Genomic DNA, 20,076 nt, shown 5'->3' on the forward strand with positions numbered 1-20,076 from the left:
TTTTCCATGGAAATTATATGGTTATTTTTTAATAGAACTTTAACAATTAGGGTTATTCTCTGTTTTTTGAATCGATAAGGATGGTTACAGGCCCATCATTTAGTAACTCCACTTTCATGTCTGCCCCAAAGGCTCCTGTTTGTATGGGTTTTTGTAGTGCGCTTTCTAAGCTGTGTATGAATTTTTCATACAAAGGGATAGCAATATCTGGTTTGGCTGCTTTTATATAACTAGGTCTATTTCCTTTTTTGGTAGAGGCATGTAAAGTAAACTGACTTACCAAAATGACATCTCCATGAACATCTTGTAATGATAAATTCATGACCTGGTTTTCATCATTAAATATTCTAAGATTTATTATTTTTCTAACCAGCCAATCAATATCTTCTTGGGTATCGTTATTTTCTATACCTAAAAGTACTAAAACCCCTTTTTGTATAGCTGCAACTTTTTGTTGAGCTATGGTAACACTAGCTTTAGAAACTCTTTGTATAACGACTCTCATAATTAATCTTCTTCATTCCAAATATCTGTTCTGTAATGCTCAGACTCTTCTTCTCCTTCTATAATTTGCAGGTAGCTTTTGTAACGAGACCAAGAAATCTCTTCATTTTCTAAAGCTTCTTTAACAGCACATTGTGGCTCTTTTAAATGTAAGCAATTGTTAAACTTACAGTCTTGTTTTAATTTAAAAAACTCAGGAAAATAATCACCCAGTTCATACTTATCCATATCTACCACACCAAATCCTTTAATACCTGGTGTGTCTATTATTCTTGCATTAAAACTTAAGTCGAACATTTCTGCAAAAGTAGTAGTGTGTTGCCCTTGCTTGTGTTGGTCAGAAATTTCTTTTGTTTTTAATTGTAAAGAAGGTTCTATAGCGTTTACTAAGGTAGATTTACCAACACCTGAATGCCCAACAAACATTGAGGTTTTGCCTAACATTTCTGCTTTTAAAGCCTCTATATTTTTATTTTCTATGGCAGAAACTTCTAAACAGGTATAGCCAATAGCTTCATAAATATCCTTTAAATACAATACCTCTGCTCTTTGTTCTATTTCGTAAGCATCTATCTTATTAAAAATTAAAACAGTGGGTACTCTATAGGCTCTAGTAGTCACCAAAAAACGGTCTATAAAAGTGGTAAAGGTTGGTGGGTTATCTATAGTTACCAACAAAAACACCAAATCTAAATTGGCTGCAATAATATGGGTTTGCTTAGATAGGTTAACCGATTTACGAACAATAAAGTTATCTCTATCATGAATTTTTTTAATAACCCCTACTTCTTCATCACCAATTTTTTCGAGTTCAAAATCTACTTTATCACCAACAGCAATTGGGTTTGTGCTTTTAATATCTTTAATTCTAAATTTCCCTTTTATCCTGCATTGATAAAAAAGACCTTCATCAGATTTAATATGATACCAACTTCCTGTAGATTTATAAACTGTACCTGTCATTAGTACAAAGATGCAGAATAATCTTATTTTAGAAAATTAAAAAAGCCACAAACTTTACTTTGTGGCTTTTATATAGTGTAAAATAAAAATTATCCATTAATAATTTTTTCTTGATGATTAATCGATTCTTGATGAATGGCTTTAAACATTCTTAATACAAATTCTTCGCTTAATCCTTTTTGCTCCCCTTCTAAAACCATATTTCCTAAAATCTCATTCCATCTTCTAGATTGTAATACAGCTACGTTTTGTTCTTTTTTAAGTGCCCCAATTTGGTCTGCAACTTTCATACGCTTGCCTAACAAGTCTATTAATTGGTCGTCTACTACATTAATTTGTGCACGTAAATTTTCTAAAGAACTTCTATAACTAGAATCTGTTTCTGTTTCTTTTCTAATTTTTAAATCTTCCATAATTTGCTTTAATGAAGTAGGTGTTACCTGTTGTGCAGCATCAGACCAAGCATTATCTGGATCAAAATGTGTTTCTATCATTAAACCATCAAAATTTAAATCTAAAGCGGTTTGCGAAACATCAAAAATCATATCTCTTTTTCCTGTAATGTGTGATGGATCACAAATTAATGGTAAATCTGGAAATTTGTTCTGGAACTCAATAGCAATTTGCCACTCAGGATTGTTTCTATATTTCGATTTATCATAGGTAGAAAATCCTCTATGAATTGCTCCTAAATTTTTAACGCCTGCAGTATACAAACGCTCAATACCACCTAACCAAAGTGCCAAATCTGGATTTACTGGATTTTTAACCAATACAATCTTATCTGTTTCTCCTAAAGCATCTGCAATTTCTTGCATAATAAAAGGAGATACTGTAGAACGTGCACCAATCCATAATAAATCGACATCGTTTTCAATGGCTAATTTAACATGAGCTGCATTAGCTACCTCTGTACAGGTTTTCATACCTGTTTCTTCTTTTACTTTTTTAAGCCACCCTAAACCTAAAGCCCCAACACCTTCAAAATTTCCTGGTCTTGTTCTTGGTTTCCATATTCCTGCTCTATAATAGTTTACATCAGAATCTTTTAATTCGTGTGCAATTTTTAAAACTTGTTCTTCAGTTTCTGCACTACAAGGCCCTGCTATTACTAGTGGATGTTCTAATTTCATATCATCCAACCATGTTCTTAATGCTGCTGTATTCTTCATTATTCGTCTAATTTTGGCTTACTATTTTATGCCGTTTAAAATTTGTTTTATATGATTTGTGCTTTCCATTTCATTATAAATGGATTCAAAATTATCTTGTTGCATTAGCTCTTTAAACTGTTGCAAATTGTGTATATATTCTTCTAACGTTTCTATGACGTTTTCTTTATTTTGTTTAAATATGGGTGTCCACATTGCTGGGCTACTTTTTGCCAAACGCACAGTAGATGCAAAACCAGAACCAGCCATATCAAAAATATCGCGTTCATTTTTTTCTTTTTCAATTACGGTTTTTCCTAACATAAATGAACTAATGTGAGACAGGTGCGAAACATACGCAATATGTTTATCGTGCGAAACTGCATCCATATAACGAATACGCATTCCAATAGCTCTAAAAAGGTCTAATGCCTTTTCTTGTAATTTAAAAGTTGTTTTTTCTACCTCGCAAATAATGTTGGTTTTCCCTTTATACAAGCCAGCTATCGCTGCTGTGGGTCCTGAATTTTCTGTACCTGCAATTGGGTGGCATGCTAAAAAATTGCGTCTTTTTGCATGATGTTCAACCACCTCACAAATGGCTTTTTTTGTAGAACCTGCATCTATTACTAAGGTGTTATCTGCAATATAGTCTAAAATGGTAGGCAGTAATTTTACTGTAGCATCAACAGGTATAGACACAATAACCAAATCTGCATTTTTAATGTCTTCTAGTTTTGCCTTTTTATCGATTAAATGTAACTCTAACGCTTTGTCTAGTGTTGTCTCTTTTCTACTAATGCCATGAATTACAGTGTCTGGATAATGTGCTTTAATATCGATAGCAAAACTACCTCCTATTAACCCGATACCAATCATATATACATTTTTCATAGTCTTGCGATTGCTTCTTTAATAATGGTTGATGTTACACATAATGAAAAACGGATGTAGCCTTCGCCTTGCGAACCAAATACAGTACCAGGGGTAATAAAAATATCGTGCTCGTATAATATTTTATCGGTCACTTCTTCTGAGGTTGCCCCTTCAGGAATTTTTGCCCAAACAAATAAACCTGTGGCGTCTGTATCGTATGTAGCATTTAATTTATCTGCCAATTGCCAAATGAATGCTCTGCGATTTTCGTAAATTTTATTTTGTTGTAAAAACCAATCATCAGATAATTGTAAGGCTTCTATGGCTCCTTTTTGTATGCCATAAAACATCCCAGAATCCATGTTCGATTTTACTTTTAATACTTCGTTAATATAGGTGGCATTACCTAACAACATCCCTACTCGCCAACCAGCCATATTAAAAGTTTTGCTTAAAGAGTTTAGTTCTAAAGCCACCTCTTTTGCACCTGCTACCTGTAAAATACTAATAGGGTTATCGTTTAAAATAAAACTGTACGGATTATCATTAATGATAAGAATATTGTGTTTTCTACCAAAAGCCACCAACTTTTTAAAAGTGTCTAAAGTGGCATTGGTACCTGTTGGCATATGAGGGTAATTTACCCACATCATTTTTACTGCTGATAAATCTAATGCCTCTAATGCTTCAAAATTAGGTTGCCATTGATGCTCTGCATCTAAATCGTAAAAAAGCGGGGTTGCCCCTACCAATTTGGTAACAGAGGTATAAGTTGGGTACCCAGGGTTAGGTATCAATACTTTATCGCCTTCATTTAAGAAAGCCATAGAAATGTGCATAATACCTTCTTTACTACCCATTAATGGCAATACCTCGTCTTCTGGATTGGCAACCACAGCAAACTTATTTTGGTAAAACGTAGCAATGGCTTCTCTTAATTCTGGTAAACCTTGGTACGATTGGTATTTATGCGCTGTTGCATCGTCTAAACTACTAGAAATAGCCGCTAATACTTTAGCAGGTGGTTGTAAGTCTGGTGAGCCAATACCCATATTAATAATGGGTTTACCTGCAGCAGCTAAGCCCCTAACCTCTCTTAATTTTTTAGAGAAATAGTATTCTTGAACCGTATCTAATCTTTTTGCAGCCTTAATCATCCTCTTCCATTTTTATACGTTCCTAATATTTTAAATTCTTCTGCCATTATTTCTAAAATAGATTCCGCTTTTTTATAATCTTGATAGTCGTTAAAAGTTACATCTACAAAAAAAGAATATTTCCAAGGGGTTTCTATAACTGGTAACGATTGTATTTTGGTTAAATTCATTTTACAATCGCTTAACACATTTAAAATGGTGGCTAAGCTACCACGTTTATGATTCAATTGAAATTTTAAAGACGCTTTATTAATACTATCTATACCATTATTAGGCGCTTCTTTTTGCACAATTACAAAACGTGTAGCATTGTCTTTAATGGTTTGTATATCGTCTTCTAAAATGGCCAAGTTAAAAATTTCTGCAGCTATGCTTGGTGCAATGGCTGCAATACCTTGTAATTGTTCTTTAGCAATTCTTTTGGCTACCTCTGCAGTATCTACATCTTCTACCAATTTAATCTTTGGGTATTTTTTAAAGAACTCTTTACACTGTAACAATGCCATAGGATGAGACCATACTTCTTTTATATCGTCTATACTTTGCCCCTCTAAAGCCATTAAATGATGATGAATGTTTAAGTACTCTTCTCCTGTAATGTGCAAATTATAGGTATCTATTAAGGCATAGTTGGGTATAATAGAACCAGCTATAGTATTTTCTATGGCCATAACCCCAATATGGGCTGTATTGTCTAACAGGCTATCTACTAGAGCATCAAAAGACATGCACTCTTTTAACGTAATTGCATCTCCATAAAAGTCTAATGCCACCTTATGATGGTTAGATCCTTGAGCACCTTGTATGGCAATTATTTTTTTCATTTTTACTCAAAAAAAAAGCCTCGAAGTAAATTCGAGACTTTATATTTTTATTATTTGGTTAACAACAATATACAAAGTCTCTACTCTTATTATAAAAATAAAAGTAAAAATAGAAACGAGACCAAGTTGTTTTTAACATCTTCATTTAGAATTGAAAAGCAAATCTAAAAATTAATTTTTGATGCACAAGTATTATTACAAAACTTTCAAAAAAATTATGAATAATGTAAAATTTACAAATTATTTTACCTAAAATGTAAGGTAATCTTTGTTTTATTTTTAATACTATAACAGTATAACAAACGTTTATTTATTTTACATCGTTTAGCAAATCATGAAATATATCATGTATCTAATGTTTTCTAATTATTACTTTTACATTTTTTAAAATCAACCTCTTAAAATCAGGAAAATGTTACATCACTTAAAAAAATACATTTTATTTAGTTTTTTACTTAGTCTTACTTTTCTTTTTTACGATTGTAAATCTGATACACCAGCGACTACTAAAACAATTAAAACAGAAGCGCCAAAAGGCATGGTTTGGGTAGAAGGAAAAACCTTTTTACAAGGGGCAAAAGCATCAGATAAATATGCTATGCCTAGAGAAAAACCAGCACATCAAGTAACTGTAGATGGTTTTTATATAGATGTTACAGAAGTCACAAATAAACAGTTTAAAGCCTTTGTAGAAGCTACTAATTATGTAACTGTAGCCGAACGAAAAATAGACTGGGAAAAAATGAAAAGTCAATTACCTCCTGATACACCTAAACCTCATGACTCTATTTTACAACCAGGTAGTCTTATCTTTAATAAAAACGTAAATGCTGTAGTAAACATGAACAATTATACCCAATGGTGGACATGGAAAATTGGTGCAAATTGGAGACATCCTTATGGACCTGGATCTAGTATTGAAGGTAAAGACAATTACCCAGTAGTACATGTTGCCTTAGAAGATGCTTTGGCCTACTGCAAATGGGCAAATAGACGTTTACCAACAGAAGCAGAATGGGAAGCTGCTGCACAAGGTAACCAAACTGATGCAATATTTACTTGGGGTAATGATGCTACTATATTAAATGCTAATGCCAATACTTGGCAAGGTGTTTTTCCTACAAAAAACGAATCGAAAGATGGTTTTGAATTTATTGCAGAAGTAAAATCGTACCCACCTAACAGTATTGGCTTGTATGATATGTTAGGCAATGTTTGGGAATTAACTAGCGATTTGTTTCATGTAAATTACTACAAACAATTAGATACTACATCACCAATTCTAAATCCGAAAGGAGCAGCTAAATCGTATAGCCCAAGTAACCCTTACCAAGTAGAACATGTTATGAAAGGGGGTTCTTTTTTATGTCATGATTCGTATTGTGCTAGTTTTAGAATTTCTGCTAAAATGGGAGTTACTGTAGATTCGGGTTCCGATCATATGGGCTTTAGAACTGTGGCTACACCAGCTATGTTGGAGCGTAAATAATAGCGATTCTTATATAGACTCATAAATACAAATAACACGTCATTACGAGGACGAAAGGACGAAGTAATCTTTTGTTTCATTATACAGATTGCTTCACTGTGTTCGCAATGACAAATGACACGTCATTACGAGGACGTAAGGACGAAGTAATCTGTTGTTTCATTACACAGATTGCATCACTGCGTTCGCAATGACACGTCATTACGAGGACGTAAGGACGAAGTAATCTTTTGATACATTATACAGATTGCTTCACTACGTTCGCAATGACACGTCATTACGAAGGAGGAACGACTGAAGTAATCTGTTGATTCATTTTACAGATTACTTCGTTTCACTCGCAATGACACATCAGAGCAACAGTCGAAAAACTTTTAAAAAAAACTTCAAAAAAAAAGGTAACAATAAAATATATATTGAGTTTTTAATATATCAACAATTAATTAACGAACATATGCTCATAATTTGTTGATAAATTAATCTTATATAAAAGATACTTAATATAGATAAATATTATATTTGTAAAGAACAAAAAAGTCTTAAAGATGTTGCTCTAAGACTTTTTGTAAAATCGGTAACACTGGAGGCAGTGTGTAGTTTTTGTTTGAGACTCTTAAATTACAATACTTCTAACAGCTTACCAAAAGATTTGTATTAATTAATAAAGCAGGCCAACATCCTGCATTTGGTAAGAAATTATGGTTTAATTTTTTTTTACTCCTAAACTTTTTACAAAGTAATTGTTTGTTGGGTAAAACGTACCCAGCAATGTCCATACAAAGGCAGAGTGCATTTAAAACGTAGAGGTCGTCGTACAATACCCTCTCACCAAAAAGTATTGTAATTTTTTAATTTAAAAATAATTAACATGATAAGTTTAAATATCATAGAACGTCCAAATCCGCAGGACAGAACAGCGGAAAACAAATTTTACGCCCAAGTAGTAGCTACGGGCAAAACCGATTTAGAACGCCTAGCGTATTTGGTTAGTAACCAAAGTACAGTTAGAGAAGCCGATTGTTATGCAGTCATCTTATCTTTATTACACAATATTGTAGATGAACTAAAACAAGGTAGAATTGTAAAGCTCGATAAATTGGGGGCTTTTCAATTGGGCATACAATCTGAAGGTGTGGCTACTGCAGAAGAAGTAACTGCTAGTGTGGTTAAAAACTTACGTATTAAGTTTAGGCCAGACCAACGTATGAAAAACCAACTGAATTTAAAAACAGTGCAGTTTACGTTGGCAGAATAAGGTAAAACCTGTCATTTAATTTACAATCTCAATAGTTTCGGCTATTGAGATTTTTTTTTACCCCAAAAAAAGAAAGGATACTTTTTTAAAAAGTATCCTTTCTTTGTTTTAAAACTATCTATAGTTTTAGGCAAAACTAACCTTAGTTTGTATTAAAAGTATAGATACTTTATAAAATTTACATTTGTTAAATGTCATAAATTTATTTTAAGTCTAGTTGTTTTAAAATTTTTAAACCAACCTTTTTATCTAATTCATCACCCTCTAAAACCGAAACAAACCTCATTTTACATTGATGTTCTATTTGAGAATGATTTTTTTCTTCATCTATTACATAATCATCAGTTAGGTATGATTTAAATTGATTACCTCTTTCTTCACCTGGATACAACAACATCGCTTTTTCAGCATCCCAAAAACGACAATAGGCATACATTTGACGTAAATCACTTACTGAAGCTGTATTATTTTTTGGTCTTTTCCATTTGGTATCTATGATATAGGTTTTATCTCCTTTTCGTAATACAATATCTGGACGTAAACTATTATAGCCCCAAAAAGACTTACTTTCTTGTCCTGATACTTTTATATCTGTGCCTATGCACGCTTTTTGCAACTGCTTTACAATATACGTTTCCCAAAGCTCATTCATATCAAATAAAAGTGATACCATTTTTTCTTTACCTGCTGAAATATCAGGAGAATAATTTAAAATAATTAATCTTGCCAACTCTAAAGCTTGTTGATAGCCTTGTGTTTTACGGTTTAATTGTAACCTATTTAATTGTTGTCGAGTTATATTTTGATGTGCTACTTTTGGAAAGTTTAAGGCAACTCTTTTGGTAACATCATACAATCGTGTGCCTTTGGTAAATTGATCTACAATATTTAATGCTTTGTATAAAATCTGATGTAACAAATGGTTGGTGTCGTAGACTTGATGCGTAGTAAAAAAACGTTCTTTATGTATTGCATTTTTCTGGACGTGACCTGCAAATTCCAATTTCCCTTTTAAGGCTTTTGTATTTTTAGTTTCTTTATGATATTGTTTTACAAACCCTTTTCTGAGGAGTATATCTAGATTCGATAAATATTGCTCAAAATAAACTTCTAATAAGTTTAAATGTTGTCGTTTTACATCTGCACCTCCACCAGTTTGGGCATTTAATTTTCCACAGGCTTTCAGCATTTTTAACAATACATTTTTCCAACGATTGTCATCATCTTCCTTATCAGCTTTGGGGTGAATTTGAATAGCAAGACCATCTATCTGAATAATACCCACATATTGGTTGAATTTTAACCCTTTTGCAATAGGTTCAAAATATTTATTTTGATGTAACTCATTTAATTTTAAGAGTGCATCTAAATGTACTTGTTGAAAACCAGATTGACCTACATACAAACGTTGATGTTCAAAAACAGATATGGTTTTAAATGCTTTCAATTATTCATTTTCTTTTTTACCTAATAGCATTTGCACTGCTTCAACTACAGTGTCTTTTTCAACTTTATTTAAAGTATATGAAGACGTAATAAAATCATTGGCATTTTCATAAGAGAACTCTGCAAATTTTATGGTATCGTTCTTTTGCCTTTCTACAAATCCCTTACCCAATACCAAACCAATTTTTCCATAATCACCGTAAAAATACTCTTGTAACAAAGGCACTATTTTATTATTAAAAGCATTGGCTAGTTTTTCTGGAGTATCAACACCTACAAAATAAGAGTGACCTATAGTATGATCTCTGTCTATTAATAATTCGATACGTTGGTTTATGGTTTCTAAAACTTCTGACAATTGTATACTAGCAACTTCTTCGTTTACAATTACCTTATAATTTGGCATCATTTCTTTAAACTCAAAACGACGTCTTAACGCTGTATCTAAAGCTTCTACAGATCTATCTGCAGTATTCATTGTACCGTAAATATCTATATTTGAAGGAACTGAAAACTCTTTTTTAGAATAAGGTAACTTTATAGTGAGTTCATTTTTTTCTCCTTTTCTCTTATCCAATTCAATTAAGGTAATTAATTCTCCAAAAATAGCAGAAACATTACCTCTGTTAATTTCATCAATAAAAATGGCATACCTGTTTTCAGGATCATTTTTAGCCTTGATACATAGTTTTTTAAAAACACCATCTTCAATTTGATAACCTAGATCAGCGGTTTCCTCTTCATTTTCTGGCAATACAGGTTTTATACCTTCAATAAAATCTTCATAAGCAAACGATTGGTGAAAGGTTACAAATTCATAATGTTTGACGATATTATCTGGATCTGGATTATAATTTTCTACAGAATCTTTTAAATCAAGTAATTCAGGAGCTAATTCTTTTACTTCATCTTCTAGAATTTCCCAATAAGAATCTTCTGTTTTATTAAATATTAAAGGTTGTTGTCTACTAGAAACATTTACAAACTCACAATCTTGAATGGTGTGACTTTGCAGTTGCCCCCAAAGTGTAGGTCTTATTGTTTTAGAATTGGATAAACTTGCTTTTTTCTGAACCCATAAATGGACGAAAATATCAGAAACTTTCCCTTTTTTTAAGTCTAGTAATGCAATAGCAATCACTTGCCACCAAGAACAATTACTTACCACAGTTTCAAAATGCTGTTCTTTTGTAATAGAGGTTTGTTTCGAAGTATATTTATCAAACAATTGTTCTTTTAAAAAGTAGGTTTTTCCTGTTCCTGGAGGGCCATAAAGGATTTGGTTAATTGGTGTAAACATGTTAATATTATTTTTAGCACTAGCGGTTAAACCAAATACATAGTTTTGAAAATCAATATTATTATAATTGTTATAACCAGATTTATTGGTTCTTTTTAATTCCTGAGACATGGCATTTATGATAGAACTCCATTCATTTACTTTGGGTTGAAAATCTTTAAAGTAAGTGTATAGTACTTCTCTATCTTTACCTCTAAATGGTGCACTATTTTCTGTTAGTTTCTCTTTTGATATCACACCATATGATCCTTTACTTTTATTTAAGTATAGGTTAAAGGCATAACGTTGTCCTATAATAAAATTTAAACGATCATTTCTAACTGAAAAAACAACACGACTATCATCTCTATTTAAACCTAGTTGAGAAACCAGTTGTTTTAAATTAGAAATGTAGTTGTTAAAAATACCCTCATTAAATTTATTTTTTACCTCAAAAAAGGAATTTGGATTACTATTATAATACAATAATTCATTAAATTCTAATTCTGAGGCACTAAAGTTTGTACCTTGATTGCCAGCTTTAAATTCAGAAAAAATAGGGTTATCTTTTATATCTACCCAAAGAATTGGGTCTTCTGCTAAGTACTTTAGTATTTTAATTTGAACTCTTTCTGTTGGCTCGCTACTTTGGGTATTTTTATAATATTGTTGTTCATACTTCTCCTCTTCAAAAACACTAACTTCAGAAGTTACTTCTGCTAAAGCGTAACACCCTGCATTGTTACCTGTTTGCCAAATAATTATTTGATCGCCAACCTGTATTTTATCTTTATGAGCTGCTACCTTCCAACTTTTTAAATGACCTGCTTTTAATGCTGCTGCAATATCATAAATATTAGGGTTACCTTGAAAAATCCAGTAGTTTGGCGTTCTATATTCAAATCTTTCCTTTAAAAATTTAATATAATTATTTTTTCCAAGTATGGCTTTTGGTATACCATTACTATTTTTGTTATCATAAATTACAAAATCTTGATTTTTAGAGCGTTCTTTTTTACTTAATAAAAATAAGATACTACTAATTAATTCATTTACTTTTTTAGGATCAACAAAAAAGAAGTCTATTTCATCGAAAAAATGATTAATTTCAACTAATTTTTCTTCAATACTTTGGTTGGTATAGCCCAAATAAGCCCGATAAGAATCAAAAGTGTTTTTATTAAGCCATTTTGCAAAATCCTTTTTAACATCTATCTGTCGTTCTTGATATTGTTTCCACAATCTATGACAGTATTTAAAATAGTCTTCTTCTTGTGGTTTTAATTCTAAAATGGTTTTATGAAAGAAAGAAATAGGAGTTTTATTGTTGAACTTAATTTTTAAGTTAGAGGCTACAATTCTAAGCGCATCCAATTTAAACATGTTTACACAGTTATAATTACCATATAAAAATGCAATTTTCCATTTAAATGCATTCCCCAAATCGATATCATCTATAGAGTTTAGATTACCTTCTTGGGCGTAATTGGCAATACGTATAATTAAACTTTTAATAGTGTTGAATGCCTCTAAAGCAGTTGCGCCATACTTAGTATGCCAAGCATATTCACCATCATTTGTTCTATTCGTTGCTGATTCTGTTTTAGAAGTAGCCCCCATTTTATAGATACCAAACTTATAAGAGCTACCACCAACAATACTTCCTAAATCTCTAGTGATATGTTCTAACCAATAGCAAAAAGAGTTTTCTCTATTAGTATCTGTATACTCATCTAGAGTCATTACTTCTAGTTTCTCTAGAGACCAATACGCTAAAAATTCTTGTTTTAGTTTGTGTAAATTTTCGTTCATAGCTCTAACTTTTTTAACTATTTTAAAACCATTTTTTTCAAAAGCATTAAAGCAATCTGTACCTAAACCCCCTTTGAAATAGCGTTCAATTTTTCTGCCTTCTGCATGATAGTTTGCATATGCCATTATTGCTTTTGGTGGATATGGTTTATTTTCATAAACCAGATCATAAGTAGAAGATGGGCCAAATTCTTTTGGTAATCCTTTTTCCTCATAATCCTTAAAGGCTTGTAATATGTGTTCTTCTTTTACATTATCAAATAGCATTCATTCTTATTTTACAATTAAATCATTCTCCCAAAGTGCTAAAATAACATCCATTTGAGAATTATGTTTTTTATCTTCAAGTTCTAGTTGCTCCCAGAGTTCTTTTGAGGTAAATATTTTATTGGGGTTGCTTATTAATACTTTAACAGCCTTTAAAGCATACCTTTTGTTTTTAACTGACTTTGTGTAGTTTCCTTTGGGTACTCCTTTTACCAATCCTGCTTCACACAAACCTAAAAAGGTGTTTTTTGGACAACTTTTCTCTTGTGAGCTTTTAGTTTCAAAAACTTCTTTTGATGCTCTCGACCAAATTTCAATTATAGAATAGTAATTTTTATAGTTTTCTACACTTTTTAAAGCTGTTAGACCGTATTTATTAATTTTACTTTTCATAAAACTTTATTTAGATAAAAGATCTCTAATTATGTCATTCTTAAATTTACTGAATATCTTTTTATGATGATTTTTTTCTTCTAATTCTATACCAAAAATTAACCTATATCTTTCTTCTTTTGATATATCAAGGTTTCCAAAAGTTTTTTCCAAAAGAATATTTAAATAATTTTCCGAATACTTATATCGTAAGTCAATTAAATCCTGTAATTCTCTTCTAGAATGCCCTTTATAAATTAAAGGTAGATTTAATGCATTTACTGTATCAATTCCTTTATTATTAAGAAGCGAAGTGTTTTTTAAAATTATTCTATTATCATTATTTGTAATTGGCAAATAACTAAATTCATAGGAGCTTGAAATATTAGGATTTACATACGGATGTAAATGTTCTAATAGATTTAATTCTTTTATTGATTTAATAGTATTACACGTACCACAAGAAGGGATTAAATTATAAAACGAAATACCTAATAAAGGAAAATTCGTTTTAGAAAACCAATGGTCAAATTGAGGAACCATTCCAACACCTTTTCCTGAAGGGTTTCTGTATATAAAAATATACTCTCTATTACAATAGGTACAAGTATGCTTATCTAATAGTCTTGCCAAACGATAATTCCACTTTTCTCCTAAAGTTTCATCTGTAGAAAACCAATCTTTAAAACCAGACTTAACAAATATTTTTTTTGCGTTAGTATTAAAAATATTAACAGTTTTACCTGCAGTAGCTATAAATTGTGCCTGTAAAGTTTCATTTATTTCAATTAATCTGTGAGGTTTTGCAACTATCAATTCTTTAATGATATCATCAGTAAATAGATTTCTAAAATCTTGATCTATGCCACTTCTGATGCTTGCTGTTCCATTACAAATATTACAACTTGAATTTTTGCAAGAGAAACCAGTCCTGTTTCTTATGGTTTTTCTACCTTTAATTTTAATTCCCAACCAACAAGTTGCTTCTTTAGAATATGCTTTCAATGCAGATAATTGATCTCCTAAATAAATCATAAATTTTATTGGTTTAAATCTTCTAAGTTTAATCCTGCATTTCCAAGAATTCTTTTTACTCTTCTTAAAGTTTCATCTTTATCAATTTCTTCTGGGAAGGCTTGAGAATACATTTCATCCATTTTATATCTTAAAATTGGCTCATCAACGATATCAATTATATTTTTTAAATAGTTTTTATCTCTTTTTAAGAACTCACCTTCTATATTCTTAATTTGTTCTTTTTTAGAATTTAATAAATCTTTATTATTTTTTTCTAAATCAGATTCAAACTTTTTTACTTCATGACTTAAAATAATATAGTTTAAATTATTTAATACTTCTTGTATTTTTTCTTTAGCAAAATCCCCCATCAAACCGTCATCAACAAAAAATGAATCAGCCAATAAATCTGTAATGTTTGCACCAAAAGATTTTTCCGGTTTTTCAACATCATCATTTTTAAACACCTTAATACTTGAATCTCCTAGTTTCTTTAAATAGGTAATATTATCATTTCGTATATCTGATAGTGTCAAAGCATCGTGAGTAGTGAATATGACTTGAATATTAGGATCTTGTTTTAACTCTTTAAATAATTCAGGTAAAATTTCTGTTATGGATTTAATAAACTTCTTTTTCCAAATTGCATGATAGCCTGTTTCAGGCTCATCTAATAAAAGTAAGTACTGATTGTGTTTTCTTATATGCTGTTCTCCTTTTCTAACGAATGCATAAATAGAGCTGTAAAAATTTAATAGTGACTGTTCTCCTGTTGATAATCTTTTTTCTGGGAAAATGTTAAATATTCGAAACTCAAATTGAATATATTGTATAGATTCATGTACATTTTGATACAGTTTTATAAATGTTTCTAAGAAATTTTCAGAACTATCTTGTTTAACAGATAATTTTATTTCATTTGGCTTTTCAAAAATAAATGCTTTGGTATTTTTATATATAAAATGATAAAGCTCCCAAATTGCTGAATAGCGATTAATTGTTTGGATAGCATGAGTTTTTATTGGATTAAACTCAAAACCACCTGCTATTTTACTTATTGGATAAGAATTTATTTTTTTTATAAGTTCTTCTGTATTATTAAAAGTGATCTCTACATTATTTTCTAAAGATTGATATAAGGCTCTATCAATATTATCTAACCTTTTCTTAAGAAATACTATTAATTTTCTTTCAAAATCTTCTTCATCTAAAACATCTTGAAACCCAAAACTATATCCATTAGAGTTCGTTTGTGCAAAAGTATCATCTGTTACTAACAACGAAAGAATAAAAACTTCAAAATTATTAAGAAAATTAAAATTACCATGGATGGAAGGCTCATTAGGTATAGCATAATGGTTCCATAACATTTCTAATTGTTTGGTAATCGATTTTCCTATTGTAGCATTCTTATAAAATTCTGAATTGAGAAAAATTGACTTATCAACTTGGTTTACTTTAATTACTAGGTTTTCATAAAAGGGAAAATTATTATAATTTGTTTGGAGAAATTGCCCTTTTTGATTCAAGAAAAAAACTTGCTTAAGAATTGTATCATAATAATAATCTTCTAAACTATCTAAAATAAGATTAGATTGACTGATAACACTTGATATATCTTTTAAATTATAATCTATATGTGTGGAATAATAAAGCGGGTATAATTCTTGACTTGGGCTAATAATTTCAAACTTAAAATCTGTTTTAAAATCGACATCTGCTTGATTATGAATAATTATATTATCTCCGTCTAAAAAGATAGAAATGATTTCACATTTTGTGTCTCTATTAAGAACTTTCATTATAGATGTTTTACCAACACCATTGTTTCCTACTATGGCACTTATATTAGATAATTTTGTTCCATAAAAGTTTTGAATATATTTTAAATTATCCTTTTTATAAATATTTAAAATGTTTCCTTCTTTGTTATAATAAAATGTATATTTTCCTCCAAAATTAAAGAACTCTGGTTTTTTAAATAAGAAATGATTATTAATATAAAGTGATAATAATTCCATACTTTACTTCTTCTTTAATTCTTCAAATTTCACAATCTTCATTCCATCATCAATAATTTCCTTAATATAATTTTTTGCTTCTTCAATTTTTTTCTTTTCCATATGATTTTCAATTTTTTCGTGAAATAGAATTCTTAATTGTTTATTGAATTTAAAAATTTTATTATTGATTTTTAAAGTTTTAGAATAATCTTCAAAAGTAATTTTCTCTTTCGGCACAATCAACCTATCTCTATAATCTACATAAAAACCGTTATTTTTTATTTCATTGAACTCTTGTAAATATTCTATATCTCGATTTGTTGCATTATATAAAGGCTCCAATTTCTTTAAAATATCTTCTGTTATACTTAGTAAATCCCCAAAATTTTTACTTTTAAGGTTTTGAACTTTAGCAGGATCCAAATTGAATTCATTATTGAAAACAGTTTGAAATTCTAACCCCATAATAACGAACATTCCTATTTGATGTCTAATTACATGATCATAAAAGAACTTTTTTGAGTCCTTTATTTCGTAAATCCTAAAATTTTCTGAATGCAATAAAACCAAAATTGACTTTATGCATTCTTCAGCACTCAGGATTAATAAAGCAGTAGATGTGCTATATGATTCTCTTTTTTCAGCAATGAAAATTGCGTCTCTTTTTAAGTTTAAAGCATTTCTATAAATGGGTTTATCTAAACCTTTTGAATCTTTAGGAAAAAGGTTCAGAAACTTTCTCATCCCTCACCATATTTAACACCCTCCTCAGCAACCAAACCCAAACCTTCTTCTACTAAACCAGCAACACGAACCTGCCCATTCATTAACATAGGCAATAACCAATCTCTTAATTCCGATAGTTTTTGGTTTTCTAATTCTAATAAATTTTGTTTTTTAAAAATAGGTTTTGAGATTTTATAATATTGTTCCAAAACATTTTGGTTTGGAATGGAAATTTTTATCGTTTTTAATGTGGATGAGGATACTTCTTTAAATGTTGAGCCTGATGAATATGCTTCTATTTTGGGGATCTGATTTTTTACTGAGTAATAAATAAATTCAGAAGAATAATTCTCTTTTGGAACAAAAGATTTGAAACCTTGATTTGTTGTTACTTCTTGTCTTGATATTGCCAAATAACCAATTGGAGCTCTTGAACTTAATAAAACTGTTCCTTTTGGCATAATCTTTAATGAAGCACTCTTAATCCCTAAATCTGTAACATCCCATTCACCTCTTGTAATAAATTTTTTCCCTTTGTTTATAGATAGATCTTTTGGAGTAATCCAAGACATATTATCTTCTATAGTAAAGTTTTCTGTTACAGCTTTTGAAGGAGTACTTCCTCCAATAATTGTAGAAATAGTTTCAAATGTTCCACTTTCCCAACCCTCAGGAATTTCACGTTTCAACGCTTCATTAAAAACCATCTTACCACCAGAAGATTTATAAGGTTTTCCGTTTTTATCTGGAAAATCGAATTGTACAAACCAATAATCATACAAGGTTTTTGCCATTGCTTCTAACTCTTGGTTTATTTTGTTGTTGATTTCTATTTTGGCATCTAAATCTGATAAAACTTTGGCGATTTGTTTTTGTTTCTCTAATTCTGGTAATTGAATTGGAAATTGCTTCAACATTAACACATCAACTCCAGTTTGTCCACCTGTTCTTGGAGATAATGCATTTATATATTCAAATAAATGTTTTTGTTTTAAAAAATAATATAAATAGTTATTAGTTATATTATCCTTTGGTATTGCTTTCATCAAAGCTACATTATATGCGCCTTCAATTCCTCTCAAAATTTGAAATATTGGTGGGCCATAACGTCCAATCATTATGTCTGTTTTAGAACAAAGTTTCTTTGTACTGTCTTTTGGAATATAAGTAATGTAACTATCCGTTTTATAATCTCTAATTTGGATTAATCTGATATAACCTTCCTTTTTAGTATTTATAAATTCTTTTTTGGCAGGTTGGCTTCCTCCTACAAAATCACAAACTTCACCTAAAGTAGTATTTGAAATATTACTCATACTTCAAACTCTTTAAATTGGTTTGAATTTCCTTTTCCAAGATTTTGCTTTCAATAAATAGGTTTTCTAAGTTACTTTCAAAACTTATCATTTTAGTTGCAAATTCATCCGCAGAAATATCTATATATTCTATTTTTACTTCAAAATATTGTCCTGCACTTAAACTGTAGTTTTTGGCTTTTATATCATCATAAGAAACCACTACTGAAAAATCTTCTTCAACTTTTTTAGCATTAAAAACAGTACTGATTCTTTCTTCTTCCTCTAGGCTTAAAACTGTTTTTTGGTTTTTGCCTTCTTTTACTTTTGTACCTAAGTTAGAAGCGTCAATCAAAACTACATCTTTGGTATTGGTTTTGTCTAAAAACAAAATACTTACGTTAGTACCTGTGGTTGCAAATATGTTAGAAGGCATAGAAACCACACCTGCCAACATTTTACTTTCAACCAATTTTTGTCTAATCTTTTTATCGATACCAGATTGTGCAGTAATAAAACCTGTAGGCACCACAATAGCTGCTTTCCCTTTGGCAGATAAACTGTGCATTATGTGTTGTATAAACAACAAATAAATTGCCATAGATTCTTTCTTTTTAGCAGGTACTTTTGGGATACCTGCAAAAAAACGTTCTTTATTGGCTTTGGTATCTAAGGATGCACTATAATCTGAAAAATCTAATTTAAATGGTGGGTTAGATACAATATAATCGAAGGTTTCTAAACTACCATCTTCTTTTCTATGATAAGGATTAGAAATGGTATTTCCTTGAATAATGTTTTGGATGGAATGCACCAAGTTGTTTAAAATAAGGTTTAAACGCAACAAACCAGAAGATTTCTCTGAAATGTCTTGTGAGTAGATGGTACATTTATCTTCGCCAATAGCGTGTGCTAAATTCATTAACAGTGTTCCAGAACCTGCACTGGGATCGTAACAAGTAGCATTTGTCACATTAGTATCTGTAACCAAACAGGCTGCCATAATTTTAGCAACTGCATGAGGTGTAAAATACTCCGCATATTTACCACCAGCATTGCTATTGTAGTCTTGTATTAAATATTCAAAAATAGTAGCGAAAAAGTCAAACTTCTGATTAAAAATATGCTCAAAACTAAAACTCACCAATTTATTTACTAATGCCTTACAAAAGTTGTCTTTGCCTTCAGAAACTTTATTACCCACACTTTCGAACATTACAATTTTTTCTCCTCCTTGCGTCAATACAGAGAAAATATCGCTGTTTTGCGCGGCTATTTTTAATAAGGCTTCATCAAAAATTTCAGAGAACTTATCTTCATTTTGTTTTTTAAACAAGGTACTTAATAAAGCATCTGCATCTATAATGGCTGTGCTTTCATTCAGTTGCATATTCAACAATTCTAAATCGTCTGATGAATAGTTTTCTAGTGCTTCTTCAAAATTTGAAGCTTCTTTGAGTGTTGGCTCTAGTTGTTTGAGTTCGTATACATATTTATCATTCAAAAATTTATATAAAAATAGTTGAGAGATTACTGTAAATTCTTTGGCGCTATTTCCTAAACCATAATTGGCACATACCGATTTTAAATCGTCTATGAGTGCTTTGGTTTGGGTTTCAAATTGTATGGTTTCTGTCATA

General features: G+C 30.5%; 16 protein-coding genes. 2 read left to right on the plus strand and 14 right to left on the minus strand.

All coding sequences use genetic code 11. The features are described 5' to 3' along the window. Positions 1-52: 52 nt before the first annotated feature. The 6 genes from dtd to ACFOWD_RS01190 all read right to left on the minus strand — a co-directional run bounded on the left by dtd (position 53) and on the right by ACFOWD_RS01190 (position 5,475). Positions 53-505: a D-aminoacyl-tRNA deacylase gene (dtd, locus tag ACFOWD_RS01165; RefSeq protein WP_377407421.1), complete on the minus strand. Its 453-nt coding sequence runs from the start codon at positions 503-505 to the stop codon at positions 53-55. A gap of 2 nt (positions 506-507) precedes the next feature. Further along, positions 508-1,467 (minus strand): ribosome small subunit-dependent GTPase A, encoded by a 960-nt coding sequence (gene rsgA / locus ACFOWD_RS01170; RefSeq protein WP_298989177.1) that lies wholly within the window; start codon positions 1,465-1,467, stop codon positions 508-510. 89 nt (positions 1,468-1,556) lie between these two features. Next, positions 1,557-2,639 (minus strand): bifunctional 3-deoxy-7-phosphoheptulonate synthase/chorismate mutase type II, encoded by a 1,083-nt coding sequence (locus tag ACFOWD_RS01175; protein ID WP_298989186.1) that lies wholly within the window; start codon positions 2,637-2,639, stop codon positions 1,557-1,559. Positions 2,640-2,660: 21 nt separating this feature from the next. Next, a complete protein-coding gene (locus ACFOWD_RS01180) occupies positions 2,661-3,512 on the minus strand; it encodes a prephenate dehydrogenase (RefSeq protein WP_377407424.1) in 852 nt (283 codons plus the stop codon). Then, positions 3,509-4,651 carry a pyridoxal phosphate-dependent aminotransferase gene (locus tag ACFOWD_RS01185; protein WP_377407426.1) on the minus strand — a complete coding sequence of 381 codons (1,143 nt, stop codon included), beginning with the start codon at positions 4,649-4,651 and terminating at the stop codon, positions 3,509-3,511. The genes ACFOWD_RS01180 and ACFOWD_RS01185 overlap by 4 nt, the downstream gene beginning before the upstream one ends. Continuing rightward, positions 4,648-5,475, minus strand: a complete 828-nt coding sequence (locus tag ACFOWD_RS01190) for a prephenate dehydratase (RefSeq protein WP_377407428.1) — start codon at positions 5,473-5,475, stop codon at positions 4,648-4,650. The genes ACFOWD_RS01185 and ACFOWD_RS01190 overlap by 4 nt, the downstream gene beginning before the upstream one ends. A 412-nt stretch (positions 5,476-5,887) precedes the next feature. Between ACFOWD_RS01190 and ACFOWD_RS01195 the strand changes: the two genes are divergently transcribed. Both ACFOWD_RS01195 and ACFOWD_RS01200 read left to right on the plus strand, forming a co-directional pair. Then, positions 5,888-6,964 (plus strand): formylglycine-generating enzyme family protein, encoded by a 1,077-nt coding sequence (locus tag ACFOWD_RS01195; RefSeq protein WP_377407430.1) that lies wholly within the window; start codon positions 5,888-5,890, stop codon positions 6,962-6,964. 868 nt (positions 6,965-7,832) lie between these two features. After that, positions 7,833-8,219, plus strand: a complete 387-nt coding sequence (locus ACFOWD_RS01200; protein WP_377407432.1) for an HU family DNA-binding protein — start codon at positions 7,833-7,835, stop codon at positions 8,217-8,219. 202 nt (positions 8,220-8,421) lie between these two features. On the opposite strand, the gene ACFOWD_RS01205 is transcribed toward ACFOWD_RS01200, so the two are convergent. The 8 genes from ACFOWD_RS01205 to ACFOWD_RS01240 are packed head-to-tail and all read right to left on the minus strand — an operon-like array spanning position 8,422 to position 20,075. Beyond that, positions 8,422-9,666 carry an McrC family protein gene (locus tag ACFOWD_RS01205; RefSeq protein ID WP_377407434.1) on the minus strand — a complete coding sequence of 415 codons (1,245 nt, stop codon included), beginning with the start codon at positions 9,664-9,666 and terminating at the stop codon, positions 8,422-8,424. Continuing rightward, positions 9,667-13,023, minus strand: a complete 3,357-nt coding sequence (locus tag ACFOWD_RS01210) for an EVE domain-containing protein (protein ID WP_377407436.1) — start codon at positions 13,021-13,023, stop codon at positions 9,667-9,669. It lies immediately after the preceding gene. A 6-nt stretch (positions 13,024-13,029) separates the two neighbouring features. Then, complete coding sequence (locus tag ACFOWD_RS01215) at positions 13,030-13,416, minus strand: DUF6979 family protein (RefSeq protein WP_377407438.1); 387 nt, start codon at positions 13,414-13,416, stop codon at positions 13,030-13,032. Positions 13,417-13,422: 6 nt separating this feature from the next. Then, entirely contained in the window at positions 13,423-14,430 is a 1,008-nt protein-coding gene (locus ACFOWD_RS01220) for a hypothetical protein (RefSeq protein ID WP_377407440.1), read from the minus strand. Positions 14,431-14,435: 5 nt separating this feature from the next. Next, complete coding sequence (locus ACFOWD_RS01225; RefSeq protein ID WP_377407442.1) at positions 14,436-16,433, minus strand: AAA family ATPase; 1,998 nt, start codon at positions 16,431-16,433, stop codon at positions 14,436-14,438. A 3-nt stretch (positions 16,434-16,436) separates the two neighbouring features. Further along, positions 16,437-17,159 carry an AbiV family abortive infection protein gene (locus tag ACFOWD_RS01230; RefSeq protein WP_377407444.1) on the minus strand — a complete coding sequence of 241 codons (723 nt, stop codon included), beginning with the start codon at positions 17,157-17,159 and terminating at the stop codon, positions 16,437-16,439. Continuing rightward, positions 17,156-18,457, minus strand: a complete 1,302-nt coding sequence (locus tag ACFOWD_RS01235) for a restriction endonuclease subunit S (protein WP_377407446.1) — start codon at positions 18,455-18,457, stop codon at positions 17,156-17,158. The genes ACFOWD_RS01230 and ACFOWD_RS01235 overlap by 4 nt, the downstream gene beginning before the upstream one ends. Next, a complete protein-coding gene (locus ACFOWD_RS01240; protein WP_377407448.1) occupies positions 18,450-20,075 on the minus strand; it encodes an HsdM family class I SAM-dependent methyltransferase in 1,626 nt (541 codons plus the stop codon). Before ACFOWD_RS01240 ends, ACFOWD_RS01235 begins: the two co-directional genes overlap by 8 nt. Between the last annotated feature and the right edge of the window lies 1 nt (position 20,076).

The organism is Polaribacter marinivivus (assembly GCF_042651285.1).
GTDB classification, from domain to species: Bacteria; Bacteroidota; Bacteroidia; order Flavobacteriales; family Flavobacteriaceae; genus Polaribacter; species Polaribacter marinivivus.

Coding starts and splice junctions, on each gene's coding strand:
- dtd (WP_377407421.1), bottom strand. CDS start 505: ATGAGAGTCGTTATACAAAGAGTTTCTAAAGCTAGTGTTACCATAGCT.
- ACFOWD_RS01195 (WP_377407430.1), top strand. CDS start 5,888: ATGTTACATCACTTAAAAAAATACATTTTATTTAGTTTTTTACTTAGT.
- ACFOWD_RS01230 (WP_377407444.1), bottom strand. CDS start 17,159: ATGAGAAAGTTTCTGAACCTTTTTCCTAAAGATTCAAAAGGTTTAGAT.
- ACFOWD_RS01175 (WP_298989186.1), bottom strand. CDS start 2,639: ATGAAGAATACAGCAGCATTAAGAACATGGTTGGATGATATGAAATTA.
- ACFOWD_RS01235 (WP_377407446.1), bottom strand. CDS start 18,457: ATGAGTAATATTTCAAATACTACTTTAGGTGAAGTTTGTGATTTTGTA.
- ACFOWD_RS01190 (WP_377407428.1), bottom strand. CDS start 5,475: ATGAAAAAAATAATTGCCATACAAGGTGCTCAAGGATCTAACCATCAT.
- rsgA (WP_298989177.1), bottom strand. CDS start 1,467: ATGACAGGTACAGTTTATAAATCTACAGGAAGTTGGTATCATATTAAA.
- ACFOWD_RS01220 (WP_377407440.1), bottom strand. CDS start 14,430: ATGATTTATTTAGGAGATCAATTATCTGCATTGAAAGCATATTCTAAA.
- ACFOWD_RS01215 (WP_377407438.1), bottom strand. CDS start 13,416: ATGAAAAGTAAAATTAATAAATACGGTCTAACAGCTTTAAAAAGTGTA.
- ACFOWD_RS01240 (WP_377407448.1), bottom strand. CDS start 20,075: ATGACAGAAACCATACAATTTGAAACCCAAACCAAAGCACTCATAGAC.
- ACFOWD_RS01185 (WP_377407426.1), bottom strand. CDS start 4,651: ATGATTAAGGCTGCAAAAAGATTAGATACGGTTCAAGAATACTATTTC.
- ACFOWD_RS01225 (WP_377407442.1), bottom strand. CDS start 16,433: ATGGAATTATTATCACTTTATATTAATAATCATTTCTTATTTAAAAAA.
- ACFOWD_RS01180 (WP_377407424.1), bottom strand. CDS start 3,512: ATGAAAAATGTATATATGATTGGTATCGGGTTAATAGGAGGTAGTTTT.
- ACFOWD_RS01200 (WP_377407432.1), top strand. CDS start 7,833: ATGATAAGTTTAAATATCATAGAACGTCCAAATCCGCAGGACAGAACA.
- ACFOWD_RS01210 (WP_377407436.1), bottom strand. CDS start 13,023: ATGCTATTTGATAATGTAAAAGAAGAACACATATTACAAGCCTTTAAG.